17 protein-coding genes are annotated in these 18,439 nt (G+C 66.9%); 6 read left to right on the top strand and 11 right to left on the bottom strand.

The features are described 5' to 3' along the window. Window positions 1-70: 70 nt before the first annotated feature. From M2428_RS21180 to M2428_RS21170, 3 genes are all read left to right on the top strand, one after another. Window positions 71-1,501 carry an LssY C-terminal domain-containing protein gene (locus M2428_RS21180; protein WP_277527945.1) on the top strand — a complete coding sequence of 477 codons (1,431 nt, stop codon included), beginning with the start codon at window positions 71-73 and terminating at the stop codon, window positions 1,499-1,501. 99 nt (window positions 1,502-1,600) lie between these two features. Further along, window positions 1,601-1,786, top strand: coding sequence for a hypothetical protein (locus M2428_RS21175; protein WP_277527944.1), 186 nt, complete (start codon window positions 1,601-1,603; stop codon window positions 1,784-1,786). 222 nt (window positions 1,787-2,008) lie between these two features. Next, window positions 2,009-2,650 (top strand): NAD(P)-binding domain-containing protein, encoded by a 642-nt coding sequence (locus tag M2428_RS21170; RefSeq protein ID WP_277527943.1) that lies wholly within the window; start codon window positions 2,009-2,011, stop codon window positions 2,648-2,650. Between the two features lie 160 nt (window positions 2,651-2,810). On the opposite strand, the gene M2428_RS21165 is transcribed toward M2428_RS21170, so the two are convergent. The 6 genes from M2428_RS21165 to M2428_RS21140 all read right to left on the bottom strand — a co-directional run bounded on the left by M2428_RS21165 (window position 2,811) and on the right by M2428_RS21140 (window position 9,049). Beyond that, window positions 2,811-3,671, bottom strand: a complete 861-nt coding sequence (locus M2428_RS21165) for a phosphogluconate dehydrogenase C-terminal domain-containing protein (RefSeq protein WP_277527942.1) — start codon at window positions 3,669-3,671, stop codon at window positions 2,811-2,813. 1 nt (window position 3,672) lies between these two features. Further along, window positions 3,673-4,506, bottom strand: a complete 834-nt coding sequence (locus tag M2428_RS21160) for a sugar phosphate isomerase/epimerase family protein (protein WP_277527941.1) — start codon at window positions 4,504-4,506, stop codon at window positions 3,673-3,675. Then, window positions 4,503-5,321, bottom strand: coding sequence for a triose-phosphate isomerase family protein (locus M2428_RS21155; protein ID WP_277527940.1), 819 nt, complete (start codon window positions 5,319-5,321; stop codon window positions 4,503-4,505). Before M2428_RS21155 ends, M2428_RS21160 begins: the two co-directional genes overlap by 4 nt. Continuing rightward, window positions 5,305-5,775: a ribose-5-phosphate isomerase gene (locus M2428_RS21150; protein WP_277527939.1), complete on the bottom strand. Its 471-nt coding sequence runs from the start codon at window positions 5,773-5,775 to the stop codon at window positions 5,305-5,307. The genes M2428_RS21155 and M2428_RS21150 overlap by 17 nt, the downstream gene beginning before the upstream one ends. Further along, a complete protein-coding gene (locus tag M2428_RS21145) occupies window positions 5,772-7,532 on the bottom strand; it encodes a dihydroxyacetone kinase family protein (protein WP_277527938.1) in 1,761 nt (586 codons plus the stop codon). Before M2428_RS21145 ends, M2428_RS21150 begins: the two co-directional genes overlap by 4 nt. Before the next feature lie 152 nt (window positions 7,533-7,684). After that, window positions 7,685-9,049 carry an MFS transporter gene (locus M2428_RS21140; RefSeq protein ID WP_277527937.1) on the bottom strand — a complete coding sequence of 455 codons (1,365 nt, stop codon included), beginning with the start codon at window positions 9,047-9,049 and terminating at the stop codon, window positions 7,685-7,687. Window positions 9,050-9,263: 214 nt separating this feature from the next. Here M2428_RS21140 and M2428_RS21135 point away from each other — a divergent pair, with 214 nt between their 5' ends. Next, a complete protein-coding gene (locus M2428_RS21135; protein ID WP_277527936.1) occupies window positions 9,264-10,019 on the top strand; it encodes a FadR/GntR family transcriptional regulator in 756 nt (251 codons plus the stop codon). A 117-nt stretch (window positions 10,020-10,136) separates the two neighbouring features. Here M2428_RS21135 and M2428_RS21130 read toward each other — a convergent pair whose 3' ends face one another. The 4 genes from M2428_RS21130 to M2428_RS21115 form a co-directional block, all read right to left on the bottom strand. Then, window positions 10,137-10,913 carry a hypothetical protein gene (locus M2428_RS21130; protein ID WP_277527935.1) on the bottom strand — a complete coding sequence of 259 codons (777 nt, stop codon included), beginning with the start codon at window positions 10,911-10,913 and terminating at the stop codon, window positions 10,137-10,139. A gap of 259 nt (window positions 10,914-11,172) precedes the next feature. Next, complete coding sequence (locus M2428_RS21125) at window positions 11,173-12,654, bottom strand: cytosine permease (protein ID WP_277527934.1); 1,482 nt, start codon at window positions 12,652-12,654, stop codon at window positions 11,173-11,175. A gap of 442 nt (window positions 12,655-13,096) precedes the next feature. Further along, window positions 13,097-14,005 carry an SDR family oxidoreductase gene (locus M2428_RS21120; protein ID WP_277527933.1) on the bottom strand — a complete coding sequence of 303 codons (909 nt, stop codon included), beginning with the start codon at window positions 14,003-14,005 and terminating at the stop codon, window positions 13,097-13,099. A 39-nt stretch (window positions 14,006-14,044) separates the two neighbouring features. Further along, window positions 14,045-14,650, bottom strand: coding sequence for a DUF1992 domain-containing protein (locus M2428_RS21115; protein WP_277527932.1), 606 nt, complete (start codon window positions 14,648-14,650; stop codon window positions 14,045-14,047). 249 nt (window positions 14,651-14,899) lie between these two features. On the opposite strand from M2428_RS21115, the gene M2428_RS21110 reads away from it, so the two are divergent. After that, window positions 14,900-15,133 (top strand): hypothetical protein, encoded by a 234-nt coding sequence (locus M2428_RS21110; protein WP_277527931.1) that lies wholly within the window; start codon window positions 14,900-14,902, stop codon window positions 15,131-15,133. A gap of 163 nt (window positions 15,134-15,296) precedes the next feature. Continuing rightward, window positions 15,297-17,324: a glycosyltransferase family 2 protein gene (locus tag M2428_RS21105; RefSeq protein ID WP_277527930.1), complete on the top strand. Its 2,028-nt coding sequence runs from the start codon at window positions 15,297-15,299 to the stop codon at window positions 17,322-17,324. A 22-nt stretch (window positions 17,325-17,346) separates the two neighbouring features. Here M2428_RS21105 and M2428_RS21100 read toward each other — a convergent pair whose 3' ends face one another. Next, on the bottom strand, window positions 17,347-18,294 hold the full coding sequence (locus tag M2428_RS21100) for an MBL fold metallo-hydrolase (protein ID WP_277527929.1): 948 nt from the start codon (window positions 18,292-18,294) through the stop codon (window positions 17,347-17,349). Between the last annotated feature and the right edge of the window lie 145 nt (window positions 18,295-18,439).

The raw sequence follows: 18,439 nt of genomic DNA, 5'->3' as shown, positions 1-18,439 counted from the left end.
CATCACGCCATACTCAACCTCTGGGCCAGAAGATTCATCTTTCGGGCCAGCCGCCGCCGGTGCGCGTAGTATGACGGCCATGACCAAGGCAGCGGTTGAGGTCACAGCCCCCGCGGCCGCGGTGCCGTATTCCGTACTGGACACCGTGTTCTTCGTGGTGGGCGGCGTCGCGGCGGTGTGGCTGACGTCGCTGCTGGTTCAGCTGAGCTTCCAGTGGGGCTGGGCGCAGGTCTGGTTCCTCTTCATCTTCTGGGCCCTGCTCGCCTATCTGGTCCTCCCCCGTCTCCACCGGATCCTGACCCGGCTCTACGTTCCGGACTACTTCATCGGCCGGGCCCGCACCAGCGACGGGTTGCTCGGCGATCCCGTGAACGTGGCCTTGCTAGGAACCGAACCGCAGGTGCACGGGGTGATGCGGGCGGCAGGCTGGACACTGGCCGATGACGTGACGCTGGCCAGCAGCCGGCGGATCGTTTCCTCCACCCTCCTGCGCCGCAGCTATCTCCAGGCCCCGGTCAGTCCCTTGTTCCTGTTCGGCCGCCAGCAGGATTTTGCCTATCAGCAGGAAGTCGACGGCACCCCAGGCAAGCGGCACCACGTCCGTTTCTGGCAATGCCCGGCCGGCTGGCTGCTGCCCGGCGGACTGGCCGTCGACTGGCTGGCGGCCGGCACGTATGACCGCAGCGTCGGGCTGTCCCTGTTTACCCTGCAGATCACCCACAAGATCGATGAGAACACCGACGCCGAACGCGACCATGTGGTAGGCGCCATCACCGGAGCCGACCCCGCGGCCGAGCTCCGGGTGATCCGCGATTTCTCGACCGGCTACCACGCGCGCAACGGCGGGGGCGACAACATTGCCACGGACGGCGATCTGCCGATCATCGATCTCAGGCAGGCCGCCGTGGGGCCGGCCGCGGAAGGGCCGGCCGCGGAAGGGCCGGCCGCGGCGGGGCCGGCCGCGGCGCTCTGCCCTCAGAGCGACAAAGCCCAGCGCGACAGGGCCCCGAGCGACAGCCGCAACAGGCGTCCGGCCACCACGATTGTCGGGGCAGTCTTCGTCGCTGCCCGCGCGGCGGCGGCCGCCCTGTTGGCCATGTCCATGGTGCTCTTCAAGGACGCACACGTGGACTCCCTGGTGCAGCCCGTAGCGGGTCTTGCCGTCACGGAGGCCCAGGCGGAATTGGCCGTCACCGCCGCAACAGTGGTTGTCCTGCTCTTTGCCCTGGCCGAGATCCTGCTGGCGTGGTTTGTGTTCCTGGGCCGAAACTGGGCCCGGACTGTGGCCATGGCGCTCAGCACGGCCGCCATCTGCGCCCAGGCCGTCGATGTCTTCCACGGCGGTCCGGACATCACGCTGCAGTCCAATCTGCCCGGCCTGACCCTGGACATCCTGTTGCTTCTGGCGCTCTCCAGCAAACGGTCCCGCGACTATGCCCTGCGCCCCGGCAAAGAACCTAAACGGGACTCCAGCCGTCCCGGCGGCCGGGCACCGTTCTGAATCTCCAAGCATCCGGCAGGTCTTGACAGCCCTCTTGCTGCGGGAGCTAGATGGTCAAGAGCCGACAACCATCGCAGGATTCGCAGCAGAGGAGCGGACATGAGGGAAGACTCAGAGGCGCCGGAACGCGCCCACAGCGAGACCCCCGCCGAGGGTGATGCAACGGCTGAACCCTTTGACGACCGGGCCCATTCCCAGGACGCGGCAGAGGGCCCGGACATCGACGACGAACCGGGCCCCGGAGCCAAGGGCAACGCCGCGCCGGGCGGCAGGACCGGGCCGTAGCGGCCCCGACGCGCCTATTGGCGGCCCGACGCACGAATGGCGGCCTCGGCGCGCGACCTCGCCGGAATCCTGCGAGCTCGCCGGAACTTTCCGGCGAGCGGGCAAGTTTCCGGCGAACGGGCAAGTTTCCGGCGACTTCGGCGTGCCTGGGCCTGATGGTCCTGGCAGGACACAACCGGCAACGGACGAAATATGTTCGCCTGCCTGCGTGTTGGCCCCGACATGACAACAATCGGATTCATCGGTGCAGGACACATTGGCGGCCAGATCGCCCGCAAGGCCGTGGAGCTCGGCTACGACGTCGTGATCAGCAACTCGCGGGGCACGGAAACTCTGGCGGACCTCGTCGCGGAGCTAGGGCCCCGGGCCCAGGCCGCAACGCCGGCCGAAGCGGCAACTGCTGGCGACTTCGCCGTCGTCTCCGTGCCGTTTAAGAGCATCCGGAACGTGCCCGTGGAGCCGCTGGCGGGCAAGATCGTTCTGGACACCAACAACTACTACTGGGAACGCGACGGGCATGTGCCCGCTTTGGATGCCGGCGAGGCCACCACCTGCGGCCTGCTGCAGGAGCACCTGCCCCAGTCCAAGGTGGCCAAGGCCTTCAACCACATCAGGTTCTCCCAGATCACCACGGACGGCACACCGGCCGGAACACCCAACCGCCGGGCCCTGGCCACGGCGAGCGATTTCCCGGAAGCGGCTGAGCTTGTCACCAGGCTCTATGACGAATTCGGCTTCGACACCGTCAACATGGGCCCCCTGTCCGAAAGCTGGCGCACGGAACGGGACCGCCCCGCCTACGTGATCCGGCAGAACGTGGCCGAGCTGGCCGAGAACCTGGCCAAGGCCCCGCGCACCATCTGACGCTCCGGGCCCGGACGCGCGATCGGTCCGTGCCCCGACGGGCGAGTTCGCCGGAAACCCGCGAGACCGCCGGAACGTTCCGGCGAGCCCGCAGGTTTCCGGCGACTTCGGCCGTTCGTGAGCCGGGACGCCGCCCAGATCGGGCGAGTCCGGCGTCGACTCAGCGCTTGACGGCGTCGAGCTTGAGCATCTTGGCGATCACGTAGTCGAGCTCGGAGTCGTCGAAGATCTTCTTCCAGTCGTCCTTGACGATGGTGTCCTTGCCGTACTGGATGGCGATTTCGCAGGCCTCGGAGAACGGGTTGGAACCGCGCAGGGCGTTGGTGAGGGCGATCTGGACGTGTCCGAACAGCATGGCCTTGGCGGCTTCCTCCGGGACGCCCGCGGTGTGCACGGTCTCGTGCAGGGCTTCCTTGAGCAGGGTGCCGATCATGCAGGCCACGGTCTCCACGAGGGTGGGTTCGAGGATGGCGAGTTGCTTCACAGTGACCCAGTGGACGTCGATCACGGGGGCGTAGATGACCTTGATGGTCGCCTCGGCGGCGGCGCGGGCGGCCTCGGAGGCGTCCTCGTCGATCGCGGCGACGACGTTCTGCGGGGCGCCCTGTCCGCCGAAGGTATCGGCCCATTCCTCCTTGGTGGTGCGTTCCAGGAACACAGACGGGTGGCACGGGTGGGCCACGGCCTGGACGACGTCGTCGCGCGTGGCCAAGAGGCCGGCGTAGGCGGCGGCCGGGTCAAGGGTGAGCAGGATGGCGCCCGACTTCAACTGCGGGACCACACCCTGGGAAACGACGCCCAGTACGGTGTCCGGGACGGCGAGGATCACGACATCGGCGTCCTTGATCGCATCCTCCGTGCTGCTGATTTCCCGTCCTTCGGCGCGTACGCGCTCCTGTCCGGCAGGCGAGTTCTCGCTGTAGAAGACGTTGTGGGCGCTCTTCTGGAGGTTGGCTGAAACACGCAGCCCCATTTTGCCTCCGGCCCCGATGACGGCGACGGTCAATTTTTCTGCTGACATTTCACTTGCTCCTTAGGAAATCGAGGCTTTGCTGGGTCCACTGGTTTTCGCGGCGGATGGTCTCTTCTTCGGAGTCCTGCCACGGCAGCCAGTGCTCGACAATTTGGTTGATGTTTCTTTCTTTGGGCTGAAGCTTTCCGGCCATGTAGTCATAGTCCAGAAGGCCCTCGCCGAGGGGAGCGCCGGAGTACGTGAAGCCGACCCACCCCTCCTTGCGGCTGAACGCAAAGTCTTTGATGTGCATGTTGAGGACATAGGGCGCGACGGCGTCAATCACCTCACGCGGGGACTCCAGCGCCGCCACGGTGTTGGCGGGATCGCTGCAGATGCCCAGGTAGGGGCTCCCGACGCTGCGGATGACCTCCAGGATCCGGGCCGTGGGAACTTGCTCATAGGTTTCCACCGCGATCTTCACTCCGGCGGCCTCGAACTCCGGCAGCACGTCCTTGAAAATCGCCACGGCTTCTTCCGGTGTCGGGGTGTGGCCCGGGACGTTGAACATGGTCCGCAAGAGCGGCGCGCCCAAGATCCCGGCGATCCGCAGGAACTTCCGGAGGTGTTCCTGCCGGATGCCTTTGGTGCCCAGTTCCAGCGCGATCCCCAGCGAGTCGGCCGTGGCCCGGATGTCCTTCAGTTCCGCTTCGCTCATGGCTTCGAGCGGTGCGTAGTCGCAGATCTGAAAGAGGTCCACGCCGAGGGCCGCGGTGCGCTCCAGCGCCTCGCGGAGGCTGATGGGCTCCGAAACCTTCTCCGAGAGCTGCCAGAAGAAGGCGTAGCTGCTCAATCCAATTCTTGAACCAGATCCGATCCGGGAGCCCTGGCCGATGGTGCTCATGCTGCCGCCCTTCCGGACAGCAGGCCCAGCCGTTCGGCGGTCTCGTCCAGGATGGTCTTCAGGGCCTTCGGGTCGTGGGCGAAGCGGCCCAGGAACAGCCCGGCGACGGCATCATCGAGCCGGCCGATCAGGCCCGGGCCGGCGCTTCCGCCGTAGATGACCCGGCTGTCGGCCTGGCCGGGCAGGGAGCGCAGGTGCGCGTCCAGGCCGACGCTGACGGCGCTGATGTACTCCGGCGTGGCCGGTTCCGGGGCGCCGATGGCCCATTGCGGTTCGTAGGCCACAATGGTCCGCGCTGCCGGCCCCAGGGACCGTGCCCGGTTGAGCGCGGCGTCGATGTCCGCTGAGCAGGTCCGGATGGCTTCCTCCACGGAACCGGGCTGCAGCTCGCCCACGCAGAGCACCGGGGTGAGCCCGTTGCGGTAGGCGGCGGCGGTCTTGAGGCCGATTATCCTGTCATCCTCGCCAAAGATCCGGCGCCGTTCTGCGTGGCCCACCTCTGCGTAGCGGCCGCCGAGTTCAGCAACGGTCCTGCCGCCTACCTCCCCGGTGTAGGGTCCTTCGTCCTCCCAGAAGATGTCCTGGGCTCCGGCGGCTGCCCCGGCGGTCCCGAGAATGCGGGCCGCTTCGGGCAGTACAGGCAGGGTGGGCAGCACGAACAGTTCGATGCCGCCGCTCTGGACCGCCGGATGCGCGAAAGCGATGGTGGCCACCTCGCGGCAGTATTCGAGCGTGCGTTCGTAGCCGAAGTACATCTTCAGGCTGACGCCGATGATTGCCTTCGGTTTTGTTGCTGTCTTAGCAGGAAGTGACACCCTCGTAGTCCTTAATTAGTGTGACTTTTTCGGCCGAGGCGGAAGTTTCGTCGAAGGTGTAGGTGAGCCATTCGCGGGCGAGCCGGCGGGCGAGCTCCAGGCCGACGACGCGTTGGCCGAAGGTGAGCACCTGGGCGTTGTTGCTCAGGATAGAACGCTCCACGGAGTAGCTGTCGTGGGCCGTGACGGCTCGGATCCCGGGGACCTTATTTGCGGCGATCGCGACGCCGAGCCCGGTGCCGCAGACCAGCAGGGCGCGGTCCGCCTTGCCGGCGGCGATGAGTTCGGCGGCCGCGATGGCCACGGATGGGTAGGGAGTGTGGCTGGTGGCATCCACGCCCACGTCGTGGACCGATTCGACGAGGTCACTGGCCTCGAGATCGGCTTTGAGGGCCTCTTTGTAGTCGAATCCAGCGTCGTCGGCTCCGATGACCAGGCGCAGTTTGGCGCTCATGCGTTCTCCTTAACTGTTTTTTCCTCGACGAGGATTTTGTGAATGGCTCGTACGATCAGCGCCATGGACACGGCGCCGGCATCGGGGGTGCCTAGGCTCTTCTCAGCGTGCGGGCGGGCGCGTCCCATGAGCGGCAGCAGCTGGGCGGTGTCTTCGGCCGCCTGCTCGGCAACCCCTGCCGCCGTACCCCAGGCCTGCGTGAGGGACTCTCCGGTACTGACACCGGTGCTGAGGGCGTCACGGAACGGGACCAGGACGTCCACCAAGGTCTTGTCCCCTGGCTTGGCCTTGCCGAAGTCCATGATCGCGGCGGCCGCGGCGGCCACGCCGTCGGCGACAGCGCCGGCGTCGGGAGCCTTGGAGTCGCCCAGGGCGTCTCCGACGGCGTGCAGGGCCATGCCCCACAGTGCACCGGAGGTGCCGCCGGCTTTGTCGGCCCAGGCGTCACCTGCGAGGCGGAGGGTGGTGGCGGCTCCCGCGCCGCGGGCGACGGCGTCCGCTGCGGCAGTGACAGCCGCCCCGACGCCGCGTTCCATGCCGATGCCGTGGTCGCCGTCGCCGGCGATGGCGTCAATCCTGCCGAGCTCCTCGGCGTTGGCGTCCACCACGTCCTTTGCGGCGCCGAGCGCGGCCAGTACCCGGAGGGCCCCGGCACGGGATTCGTCGGAAGCTGCCGGGATCGGCGCTTCGACCTCGGCGAGGTCTGTGAATTCGGTGGTCTCGAGGGCCTCGGCGGTCACGGCGCCGCGGCGGAAGGCCGGGGCGTCGGCGGGCGCGTCCCAGAGGGATTCGAGTTCGTCGTCGAGCCAGAACAGGGTCAGGGAGGTGCCGGCCATGTCGAAGCTGGTGACCAGTTCGCCCACCTGCGGGTCCACGGCGTCCAGGCCGGCCTCGGCGAGGAGCTGGGCGACGCGGCGGTAGACCACGAAGAGTTCCTCGTACTTGACGCTGCCCAGGCCGTTGAGGATGGGGACGACGCGCCGTGCACCGCCGGAAGCGACGCCGTCCCCGAGGCCGTCGGGAACCTCTGCCAGGAGGCTGCTGACGAGCAACTCGGCGAGTTCGTCCGCCGTCGGGATGTCCGTTTCCCCGATGCCCGGCTCACCGTGGATGCCCATCCCGACGGCCATGCGGCCTTCCGGGACGGAGAAGAGCGGGTGGTCGGCGCCGGGCAGGGTGCATCCGGTGAAGGCAACACCGAAGGAGCGGGTCCGGTCGTTGGCGCGTTCGGCGATCGCCAGCGTAGCGTCCATGGAGTAGCCGGCTTCAGCGGCCGCGGCGGCCACCTTGAAGACCGTCAGGTCACCGGCGATGCCCCTGCGCTTGGCCCGTTCGGCCGGCGGTGCGGAGGAGACGTCGTCCGTAACAGCGATGCTCCGGCAGTCGATTCCCTCGTTGCGGAGCCGGTCCTGGGCCTGGTTGAAGTGCAGGACGTCACCGGCGTAGTTGCCGTACCCCAGCAGCACACCGCCGCCGTTGTTGGCGGCCTTCGCCACGTTGTAGATTTGCTGCGCGGACGGGGAAGCGAACAGGTTGCCCATCGCGGCACCGTGGGCGAGGCCCTGGCCCACGAGCCCGGCAAAGGCCGGGTAGTGTCCGGAGCCGCCGCCGATCACCAGGGCAGCGGTGCCGGGTGTGCTGCGGGTGTTACGGACAACACCACCGGAAACGCGCTTGACCCAGCGGCGGTGGGAGGCAACGAAGCCCTCGATCATCTCGTCAGCGAAGGCTGAAGGTTCATTGAACAGGCGGGTCATGCGGTGTCTCCCGGAATATATAGAGGCTAGCTGAGGGAAATTGTTCTTGGGACGCCGACTGGTGGCGGCGGACATGTCTGCGGCCAGCATGCGCCGGCCGGCGCGGATTGGTGCGGGGACATCCCCGGGTAAGGGGGACGCCCCCGGGTCTGTTACGGTTCGGCGTGGTGTCCGGCCCCCGAGGGATCAAGCGCTTCAGCGGGTACGCCTTCGCTGATCTTGCCGGAGCGGCTCAGCACCACCATGAGGATGGCGGAAAGAAGCAGGAAGCCGCCGACGACGAACATCGGGACGGTGTAGCCGCCGGTCCAGTCCTTGAGCCAGCCGGTAACGAACCCGGCGCTGAAGCCGGCCAGGTTGCCCACGGTGTTGATCAGGGCGATGCCGGCCGCGGCCGCCGCTCCGGTGAGGAACTGGGTGGGGACGGTCCAGAAGTTGGGCAGTGCGGCAAAGATGGCCATGGCCGTGACGGTGATGACGGCGATGGTCGCGGCCGGAGAGCCGGCAAACAAGGCCAGCGGGACGCTCAGGCCGCCGATGAGCGCGGGCAAAGCGATGTGCCAGGTCTTGACGCCGCGCTTCGTGGCGTCCCTGGACCAGAAGTACAGGGCAAAGGCCGCGAACACATACGGGATGGCCGTGATGAGGCCCTTTTGGAGCACATCGAACTTGGTGCCGTATTGGCTTTCGAAGCCGGCGATGATGGTGGGCAGGAAGAACGCCAACGCATAGAGGCCGTAGATGAAGCCGAAGTAGATCGCGGACAGCATCCAGACCCTGCCGTTGGAGAAGACAGTGCGGACGCTAACGTGCTTGTGGCTCGCCTTGGTTTCCTTCTTTTCCGTCTCCAGGGCGTTGGTCAGCCACGTCTTTTCGTCCGGGTTGAGCCACTTGGCCTTGGCCGGGGAATCGGCGAGGTAGAACCAGGCGATGATGCCGACGACGATGGCCGGAACCGATACGCCGAGGTACATCACGCGCCAGCCCTCGAGGCCGAAGAGGCCCTCCTGCTGAATGAGCCAACCGGCAAGCGGTGCACCGATGACCGTGGTCAGCGGCTGGGCCAAGTAGAACAGGGCCAGGATCTTGCTGCGGTGACGGGACGGGACCCACAGGCTCAGGAACAGAATGGCGCCGGGAAAGAAGCCGGCTTCGGCCACACCCAGGATGAAGCGCAGAATATAGAGCCCCTCCACGCTGCTGACCCAGACGAACAGCAGGGAGACGATGCCCCAGCTGACCATGATGCGGGAGAGCCAGCGGCGGGCGCCGAACCTGTGCAGGGCCAGATTGCTGGGTACTTCAAGCAGGATGTAGCCAATGAAGAAGACCCCGGACGCGAAGCCGAACTGGGCGGCCGAGAGGCCCAGATCGGCGTTCATGCCGTTGGGGCCGGCAAAGGCGATAGCCGTCCGGTCCAGGTAATTGATGAAGAACATCAGGGCGACGAACGGCACCAGCCGGTATGCCACCTTCTTAATTGCAGATCTTTCGACCACCGATTGTGTGGTGTCCACATTGACTCCTAGATGTTGGTCTCCCGGCGGCGGCCTGCGATGGATGCCTTGGGATGGGTCTCAGTGCCTAGTTCGGGAAAGCTGGCGGGGCCGGTACTAAGCGTGTGATTAACACCATAAAGCGAGGACCCCAAATTGGTCAACCGGTTGACATGTTTATGTCTGAGGGTAAAGCCTGCGCGGCTGCGCCTGTCCTGGTTGTTACGCTGGGAAGGTGTCCGTTAATTCCGCCGCTTCCACGGCCAAAATCAGTGCCGCGCTTGGTTCCATGGAGCAAGGATCGGTTGTCTCCGAAGTCGCCGAACGGCTGCTGGGCTACTTCACGAGCGGCGAGATCGCCGTCGGAACCCGCCTGCCGGCCGAGCGCCAGCTCGCCGCATCGCTGGGGGTCGGGCGCTCCGCGGTCCGCGAAGCCCTCGCAGCGCTGGAGATCCTCGGGATTGTCATCGTCCGCCCGGGTTCCGGGACCTACCTGCGCGACGGCATTTCCGAACTCCTCCCCCGCACGCTGAGCTGGGGCCTCATGCTGGGCGCCCCGCGCACACGCGAACTCGTGGAGCTACGCGGCGGACTCGAGGTTCAGGCCGGCCAGCTGGCGGCCCAGCGGATTACCGACGGCGCCCTGGGCAGGATGCGCGAAAATCTGGCCACCATGGAGCACAACCTCGACGACCTCGCAACCTTCGTGGAGGCCGACGCCGCCTTCCACCGCGAGATTGCGGCCGCCTCCGGCAACCAGGTCCTGCAGGAACTGCTGCAAAGCATCCGCTCGCTGCTGCGCATCTGGGTAGACCGCGCCTTGACGGACGAAGGGCACGCGGCGGCGGCCCTGGCCGAGCACCGGGAAATCTTCCACGCCCTGGAAGCGCGGGACGAGGCCGCGGTGACGGCAGCCATGCGCTCCCACATGGACACGGCCTCGCGGCGCCTCCTGGCCGGGTTCGACGCCGACCAGGCTGCCACGGACTGACACTGCCCCCGCACCGGCAAGCGCGCCCCAGCACGCGAAATCGCCGGAAACCTGCGGGTTCGCCGGAACGTTCCGGCGAGTTCGCAGCTACCCGGCGACTTCGCCGTGCGGGGCCAGCTACCCGCGTCTCCTGTCGCGGGCCGGCGCGTCCTTCCCAAACCAGGCGCTGACCAGCAGCCACACGGACCACACCAGGATCAAGGCAATCCCGGCCAGTATGGGAATAGTGTTCGCCGAGGAGAAGCCTTCGGCCCCGACAATCCAGCCCTGGGCAACGTACGCCAGGCCGGAGAGCGCCATGAGATAGCCGATCAGTCGGGAGACCCGGTGTGCCCCGACAACCACGGCACCGGTCAGGAGCAGGGCCGCGCCCAGCACGAAGCTCTGGTAGCTGCGCAGGCCCCACTCGAGCCACCGGATGCCCTCGGCGGTCGCAAACCGGGCGGGTTTCTCCGATTCCGCGGCGGCAGCCCAGGCGTCCACGGCGTGCTTGAGGGCAACCCCGTCGACGGCCTGGAGCGAGGCATATAGGGCCAGCGCGGCTACCGCCGCCGCAATGCCGAAGCGTGCCGCCCAGGCCATGACCCCGTCCGGCGCTTTCAGGACCACCAGTAGGACCAGCAGCCCTGAGATGAGAAGCGCCATGCCCGCGAACTGCCCCAGATGGACCGCCGTCCAGATGCCGCTGCGGGCGTACTCCGCGAACGTGGCCGGGTGGTCGTTCGCGCTGGCGGTGTCGGCATGGAACAGTCCGGCAATCACCGACACCGCGAAGCCAGCAAACGCCAGCGTGGCGGCCAGGCGCAACTGCGCGCGCAGTGCTGCGAGTCGCCCCGGTTCAGACCCAGTGCCTGGCCGCGGGGTATGGCTGTCCTGCGGCTCGAACTTTTTCATGGCATCGCCCGCTTCGTGCCGACCGCGCAGGTCCGCGATGAGTGCGCCTAAGCGCAGGCTACGCCGATTGCGCCCGCGAAGCCACGGGCCTTGGATCGGCATCTTGCGGCCGAATGTGCCGGCCACCGTTGCGCCGGCAAGCATCTATCACGGACGTTCGGGTCGACGCGCCAATTCGCCGGAAACCTGTGAGATCGCCGGAAGGTTCAGGCGAGCGCGCAGGTTTCCGGCGAATTCGGCCGGTCTGGCTCGTTCCGGTTCAGGGCACCTGGCTGCTCTGAAGCGGTTCGCTGGCCGAGGCAGTGGCAAGCGGGCCGGCGTCGGCCGGGTAGATCATGTGCGCCGGTGCGTTCGAGTTTCGCTTGGCCAGCGGATAAAACACGAGGGCGGTGACCACCAGGCCAACCAGCCAGGAGATGTCGGCGCCACCCAGCATCTTGGTCATCGGTCCCGTGTAGAGAGTCTGGGCGAGGAACGGAATCTGGACGAGAATGCCGACGGCGTAGGAGAAGAGAGCGGTCTTGTTCCACCGCCCGTACCGGCCGTCAGGATCGTACAGCGCCGGGATGTCCACCTTTTCCTTCGAGACGAGGTAGTAGTCCACGAGGTTGATCGAGCTCCACGGAATGAAAACCATGAGCAGGAGCAGGACGAAGTTCTTGAAGTTGGCGATGAAGTCCGGCGAAGCCAGTACCGCGATGAGGACGGAAAGCCCGATGAAGGCGATCACATAGACCAACCGGGTCCGTGACGGTGCCGTCGATTTGCGCGTGAACGCTGTTACAGAGGTCAGCATCGTCATGTATCCGCCGTAGGCGTTGAGGGTGTTGACGGTCAGTTTGCCGGTCACGATCACCAGGTAAATGACGACGGCGATTAGGCCACCGCCGCTGAGGTTGCCGAGGAAGGCCACCTGACCGTCGAGGAACCGCTGGCCCTTGGGCAGCGCCAGGGCAGCGAACAGGGCGCCGAGGGTCATGGACCACTGCGATCCAAGGACCGTGCCGAAGAAGGCGGTCAGGAACGTTCGGCGGGGCGCAGTGTCAGACGGCAGGTAACGGGAATAGTCGGCGACGTATGGGCCGTACGTCAGCTGCCACCCGGCGCCGAGGGAGACGGCCAGGAGGAACGTGGGGAATTCGAAGCTGCCGGAGCTCAGCAGCGCGCCGACGTCCTGACTGGCGAGGAGCCTGATGCCCAGGTAGGTGAAGCCCAGCACGCCCACGACGGTCGAAATCCGTCCCATCAGGTGGATGTACTTGTAGCCCAGGGTCGCCACCAGCACGGTCAAGGCCCCGAAGATGACCATGCCCACGGCCGGCGTTCCGGTGTGGGTGATCTGCTCTACGGCCTGCCCCGCCAGGACAGTTCCGGTGGCCGCGAAGCCGAGATACATGATGATGACCAGCACCAGGGGGATCACGGCGCCAAGGACGCCGAACTGCGCACGGCTGGAGATCATCTGCGGGAGACCAAGCTTGGGTCCCTGGGCCGCGTGCAGTGCCATGACGGCTCCGCCGAGGATGTTGCCGATCAGCAGCCCGAGGATCGCCCACAGGGCATCGGCGCCGAAAAGCACCGCCAGCGCTCCGTCCACGATTGCCGTGATCTGCATGTTCGCGCCAAACCATAGGGTGAATTGCTGCGTCGGTGACCCGTGGCGTTCGTGTTCAGGGACGAAGTCGATGGAGCGGCGCTCGACGCGCGGCTCTGCTGTTCCCGTTCTTGTAGTGGCCTGCATGACTGTTCCTCACATTGAGAATGGATCCTGACGAAGTCGTGAGTACATCTGAGCACGGCGCGTGAGCTGCATCACGGCGAAGTTTGATTCTCCGTCCGGGATTTCAGACTTGGACCCTGAGCTTGCGGCCGGGCTTCGTGACTAATTGGGCTCGACACCGTCAACATGGGCCAGCTGGCGGGTGGATCGGGACCGCACCGTCTAGCCCCAACGCGCGAATTCGCCGGAAACGTGCCACCTCGCCGGAATGTTCCGGCGACCTCGCAGGTTTCCGGCGACTTCGCCGTGCCCGGTCTGCTACCCGGGCCTCATGTCGCGGGCCGGCGCGTCCTTCCCGAACCAGGCGCTGGCCAGCAGCCACACGGACCGCACCACCGCATGTTCCAGCGACCGGGACCACCCGATTACCTGGACACCGAGGCACCCTTCAGACGTGCGCTGGTCAGTGGCCAAGCCTGGCAGCGAAGCGCGCGACTGCGTCTTCCGGAGTTGGCGCGGGACCGAAGAGTTCTATCTGCCGGCTCGTGTTGGCCACGTATCGGCCGGTATCGAACCAGACCGCCATGGCTCCCATGTCACGCATGCGCGAACCGGCCTTCCCCGAAATTTTGCCCATGCCGCGGAGCATCCCGGCGGGAACAGACAGGACCCTAACTTTGGTGTTCGCCAGCCGCGACGCCAGTTCAGCACCTTCCCGCATGCTGATGGGGCGCGTCCAGCCGATATCGATGCGTTCCCCGCCGACGATGTCGGCGTCGACGGCTTCCGCGAGGTAGGTCGCGAGGTCGCTGGTCAGGACGAACGTCAGGGGGACGCTCTTGGAGCCGAGCCAGATGATGCGGCCCTTCTCGAACGGGTCACCGCCAATCCGGGCAATCTGGTCGAAAAATGCTCCGGGACGCAGCGCGACAAACGGGACACCGAGTTCTTCGAGCTTGTCCTCGGTGAGCTTCTTTTGCCAGAAATGCGGCACACCGGGTGTCTGGTCACTCGTGAGGATGCTGGTGAGCACGAAGCGCTTCACCCCGGCTTTGCTCGCGGCGATGGCGAGATTGGCGTTGCCACGGGTGTCGATCTCGTGGGCGTTCTTGTTCTTTCCGGTGTAACCGGCCGCCGTCGTGATTACCGCCGCGGTGCCGGTCATCGCGATGACGAGGGAATCGAGGTCGAGCATATCGCCGCGGGCTATCTCGACGCCCTTGGCTTCGAGTTTGGCCGCGTCCGAGGTCGGGCGCACCAAGGCGCGAACCTTTTTTCCGCGGGCAAGAAGCCGGTCGACGACCTGGCCGCCGAGCCATCCCGTCGCACCGATCACCAGGACAGGTTCATGTTCATGTTCATGTTCAGACATTGTTTTCTCCTAGATTGACGGCCCCACCTTGGGCAACGCCTAGCCAGCCCCGTTCCAGAGCCGCCGCCACCAGGGCCGCTTCGGTTCCGGCTCCGGCGGGGCCGCGGTGGCCGCGGCAGCCCGGCGCGCCCGCCAGCGCTCCAGTTCGACGTCGACGTCGCGCGTCTTTGTGATCACGGGCGGGCCGCCCTGGAGTTGCCGCCGGGCATCAATGATCCTGGCATTGAAGTCCTCCACGATCTCGCGCACCTGCTTTTCGCTGAACTGGGCATCGAGACGGGCATCAAGCTCGGCGTCCTCGGTGCGGAGCAGGATCGCCTTCGGGCCCAGGCCAGAGATGTTCTCCCGCTGGATCAGACCCTTGACCCACCAGTCGGGGTCATACGCCTCGCCCAGCCCGGGAATGGGTTTGCCGGCGTACTTGAGGTTGTCGAACTTGCCCTGCGCCATGGCATCCCGGATCAGGTACTCGGCCTTGGCAGCGTCGTCGATCTTGGCGCGCTTTTGCCGGAGCTCTTCCTCGGCGGCGTTGAGCGCGTCGTTCTCCTGGGCGGTGCTGCCCGAGGCCCGCACCGCCCGGAGTTCCGCGGCACGCTCTACCCGGCGCCGGAATGCACTGCCGGAACCTTCTACCCCGCTGCTCATCAGCCACCACCGTCCTCACCTGCCGGAATCGCGGATCTGCTTTCCAGTATGCGGAACAGCCGGCGGTGGCAAAAGGCCGTTCGGCGGTGTCGCCCCGGGGGGCCCGGCCAGCCCGCGCACCTTCGACGAGACGGGATCCTTACACTCCCGTAACCCCGTGTTAACCCGCCCGTGCGAAGCTGGGGACTTCTGGTAAAACCAAGCACCTTCCCATCCTTTCTGCACCGCAGATCCCAAGGAGTTGCAGCCGTGAACAGCCAAAACCGCAGCGCGTCCGGAAACTCCCAACAAACCAGCGTCGAGCAAGCGGCACAGGAACAGAGCAGCACGCACGTCACGCATGTCCGCGAAGACGTGGCTATGGCGGGACGGTGCGCCAACGTCCACCTGCCCACCGGGCGCACCTGTACCTTGCCCGTGCGCCACCCGGGTTCGTGCAACTTCGTCGGGCCCGAGGACGCGGAAGACGTCGCAGTCCACTAGACCGCAGGGCGCCAGACCACAGGGCACTAGAACGCGGGGCACCATGTCAAAGACCACTCCAAACGCAGTTTTGCGCAAGGATTCCGGCGGACCCGCCTGCACGTGCCACGCCACGGCTACGATGATCGGACATTGAGCACCGGATCTAGCTGAGGGAGATCACGTGCCTCGTGAAGACCTACGGCAGCGCGCCGAAAACGCATCCGCTGAGGGACGAATCACCGGAAGAACATCCACTGAGCCGCAGCCCGTTGCGCTTGACGCCGCGGCGCTGACCCGTGCCGGCATTGCCGGCTGGGCCGCCCGGCTGGGACCTCCCGGACCTGAGGCTCCCCGGTCCCGGAGGTTGGCGCATGTGGGCGGTATCGCGGCCATCGCCGCCCTGGTCCTGTACCTGGCCTGGCGTGTCCTGTTCACAATGCCGTCCGGTGAATGGAACCTGACCATCGCCTGGATCCTGGTCACTTTCGAGGCCCTGCCGTTGGCCGGCCTCGTCCTGAAGGCGTGGTCCGTGTGGAACATTGACAGCCGTCCTCCGGCGCCCGTGTCGGAGGCCCCGAACGGCATGCGGGTGGCGGTGCTGATCCCTACGTACAACGAGCCCATCGAGGTGCTGACGCCCACGGTCGCCGCGGCCTGCGGGCTCGCCCCGGCGCATGAGACGTGGGTTCTCGACGACGGGGACCGGCCCTGGGTCGAGGAAATGTGCATCGCTTATGGTGCCCGGTATGTCCGCCGGGCCGTCCACGACCACGCCAAGGCAGGCAACATGAACCACGCCCTGTCCCTGATGGCCGCGGAAAGAGCCGGCGGCGGCCCCGGCATCGACATCATCGCGGTCCTGGACTGCGACCACGTCCCGCTGCCAACGTTCCTCACCGCCACCCTGGGCTGGTTCAAAGACCCTGAGATCGCCCTGATCCAGGGTCCGCAGTCCTTCTACAACGGCGGCGCGTTCGACGACGACGGCATCACCGGCGAGCAGGGCACCTTCTTCAACGTCCTCATGGCGTCCCGCAACGTTCCCGGCGCCGGACCGTTCTGGTGCGGGTCGACGTCGTTGTTGCGCCTGAGCGCCCTGGAGGAGGTGGGCGGCGTGGCGACCGAGACCATCACCGAGGACATGCACACCACCCTCAAACTCATCCGGTGCGGCTGGCGGACCGTCTACCACCACCAGACGCTCGCCGTCGGGCTCGCGCCGGCGACGCCGGACCAGTACCTGTTGCAGCGCCGGCGCTGGGGCATGGGTGCGATGCAGATCCTCGTCCACGAGAAACTGTGGGCGGCGAAGGGCTGGATGTCGTGGCGGAATTACCACGAGTACCTCAACGGCACGCTGTGGTGGCTGGAGGGCATCGCCACGCTGGTGGCCTTCCTTATTCCGGTGGTGATCATGCTGTCCGGGGCACAGACCTCCACCGCTGGCCCGCTGCTCTTCACCGGGGTCTTCCTGGTCATGTTCACCGTGCGCCTGTGGGGGTCCAAGCAGCTCATGCGCAACGAAATCCACTGGCCCACAGCCTTCGCCCTGCGGATCTTCCGCGTCCCGGTGGGCCTCGCGTGCCTCTGGTGGCTCATGTCCCGGAACATCCTGGAGTTCCAGGTGACGCCCAAGGGCGCCGCCGACCTCCGGCTCCGGGGCCGGACGCCGCGGATCCTAATCGTGATGGTTGTCCTGATCACCGCAGTGATTCTGTACGCGGCGGCCGGGCTGGCCGGGCTGGTGCCCTGGCGCACGACGCCCGGTTCTACGGTGGCATCGGGTGCCTGGCTGGTGCTCGCCGGCGCTGTCCTGGTGCTCGGGACGCGGCGGATCCGGGCCGCCGAATTCGCCACGTCCCGCCGCAACGCCTACCGGATGGAGGTGTCTGCGCTGGTGGAAGCCGAGGGCACTTGCGGAGAGCTGCTGGACATTTCGGTCGGTGGCGCCGCAGTTCGCTTCCCGCGCGGAACGATGCCGGCCTCTGGACTGGTCACGCTCCGGCTGCCGGAAGCGGCGCCGGTCCGGCTACAGGTCATCCGCACCACTGGGCAGCCGGACGGAACCGAGATCGCGTCCCTGCGGGCGGCCGACGACGACTGGGCCACCTACCGTGCGCTCTCGTTGTGGATCTTCCACACGCCCGCAGGGGCGCTGCCCGATTTCCCGCCCGGCGTCCCCGCCGCGGCGTCGCTGCGGGGGCGCTGAGTGTCACGGGACGGTTGCCGCCTCAGCCCCCTTCGAGGCAGAGGATGAAGCCGGGAAACACGTGCCGGCCGGGGCGTCCGCCCACCTCGTCAATGGCCCGGCGGATCTCCCGGAGCTGCCCGACGGTCATCTGCAGCGATGGTTCGTCGGGCTGGTAAGTGGTGAAGACCGGATAGTCGACGCCGGGTTCCCGCGACATTTCGATGTGGCAGCCCAGGACCTGGGTGACGGGGTGGGTGCTGCAGAACCCGATCAGCCGGTCGATAGTGCGGACAAACGCGGGCCAGTCCTGGATGTACAGCCGGCCGGGGTAGACCGTGTCTCCGGTGAGGAGGAACCCGGTGTGGGGATCGTAGAACGTCACCGCCGCGTTGTGGTGCCCCGGGCTGGGCCAGCACTGCAGGACTCGTCCGCCCAGATCCACCTGCGCCGGCAGTGCGGTGCCGCCAAACCCGCCCAACCCGTCGTCGCCGTCGTCGTCGTCGCCGGTGTTACCGGAATCGCCGGAAGCGCCGGTGAATCCGAAGAATTCCCACGCGCTGTCCCGGTCCGCGTCCACCAGGACGGTACCGGGGCGGCCGGCGAACTGGGCGTCCCCCGCAACATGGTCGCCATGCGGATGGGTATGGAGGATAAGGAGCCGGTAGCCGTCGCGGGGATGCGCGGCCAGCCACGTGTCCATGAGGCCGTCGACAACGCTGCGCAGGGGGAAGAAGTCCGCGGACGTGGTGGCGCCGGTATCGATGAGCACGGCCCGGGAGTTGCCGAACAGCAGGAACATGAACGGGGCCTCGTAGTTGACGGCCATGTTCTGGCGCAGGATGAACGTGTGCTCATCGTAGGCGTGGACCTGGATGTCCGGGTCCGTGTTGTGCTTCGCGGATTCTGATCCGTGGATCCAGGAAACGTCAAGATCACCGGAACGGGGGTGGCCTGCGGTGAAGTCGATCAGCTCCGGGGGCGTATCCATGCGTTCTCCTGTGTGCGTCGGCTCTGGTGGCGGGGGGGGGGGGGGGGGGGGGGGGGCCCCCCCCCCCCCCCCCCAAAACCCCCCCCCCCCGCCCCCCCCCCCCCCCCCCCCCCCCCCCCCCCCCCCCCCCCCCCCCCCCCCCCCC

Origin of the sequence: Arthrobacter sp. ES3-54 (assembly GCF_029504395.1) — a bacterium.
Classification (GTDB): domain Bacteria; phylum Actinomycetota; class Actinomycetes; order Actinomycetales; family Micrococcaceae; genus Arthrobacter.
The sequence above is the reverse complement of the archived record's forward strand: the minus strand, read 5'-3'. Positions and strand labels throughout refer to the sequence as shown.

Bases quoted from the DNA above. Each gene is read 5' to 3' on its own strand.
- M2428_RS21180 (WP_277527945.1), top strand. From the start codon at position 71: ATGACGGCCATGACCAAGGCAGCGGTTGAGGTCACAGCCCCCGCGGCC.
- M2428_RS21175 (WP_277527944.1), top strand. From the start codon at position 1,601: ATGAGGGAAGACTCAGAGGCGCCGGAACGCGCCCACAGCGAGACCCCC.
- M2428_RS21170 (WP_277527943.1), top strand. From the start codon at position 2,009: ATGACAACAATCGGATTCATCGGTGCAGGACACATTGGCGGCCAGATC.
- M2428_RS21165 (WP_277527942.1), bottom strand. From the start codon at position 3,671: ATGTCAGCAGAAAAATTGACCGTCGCCGTCATCGGGGCCGGAGGCAAA.
- M2428_RS21160 (WP_277527941.1), bottom strand. From the start codon at position 4,506: ATGAGCACCATCGGCCAGGGCTCCCGGATCGGATCTGGTTCAAGAATT.
- M2428_RS21150 (WP_277527939.1), bottom strand. From the start codon at position 5,775: ATGAGCGCCAAACTGCGCCTGGTCATCGGAGCCGACGACGCTGGATTC.
- M2428_RS21145 (WP_277527938.1), bottom strand. From the start codon at position 7,532: ATGACCCGCCTGTTCAATGAACCTTCAGCCTTCGCTGACGAGATGATC.
- M2428_RS21130 (WP_277527935.1), bottom strand. From the start codon at position 10,913: ATGAAAAAGTTCGAGCCGCAGGACAGCCATACCCCGCGGCCAGGCACT.
- M2428_RS21125 (WP_277527934.1), bottom strand. From the start codon at position 12,654: ATGCAGGCCACTACAAGAACGGGAACAGCAGAGCCGCGCGTCGAGCGC.
- M2428_RS21120 (WP_277527933.1), bottom strand. From the start codon at position 14,005: ATGTCTGAACATGAACATGAACATGAACCTGTCCTGGTGATCGGTGCG.
- M2428_RS21115 (WP_277527932.1), bottom strand. From the start codon at position 14,650: ATGAGCAGCGGGGTAGAAGGTTCCGGCAGTGCATTCCGGCGCCGGGTA.
- M2428_RS21100 (WP_277527929.1), bottom strand. From the start codon at position 18,294: ATGGATACGCCCCCGGAGCTGATCGACTTCACCGCAGGCCACCCCCGT.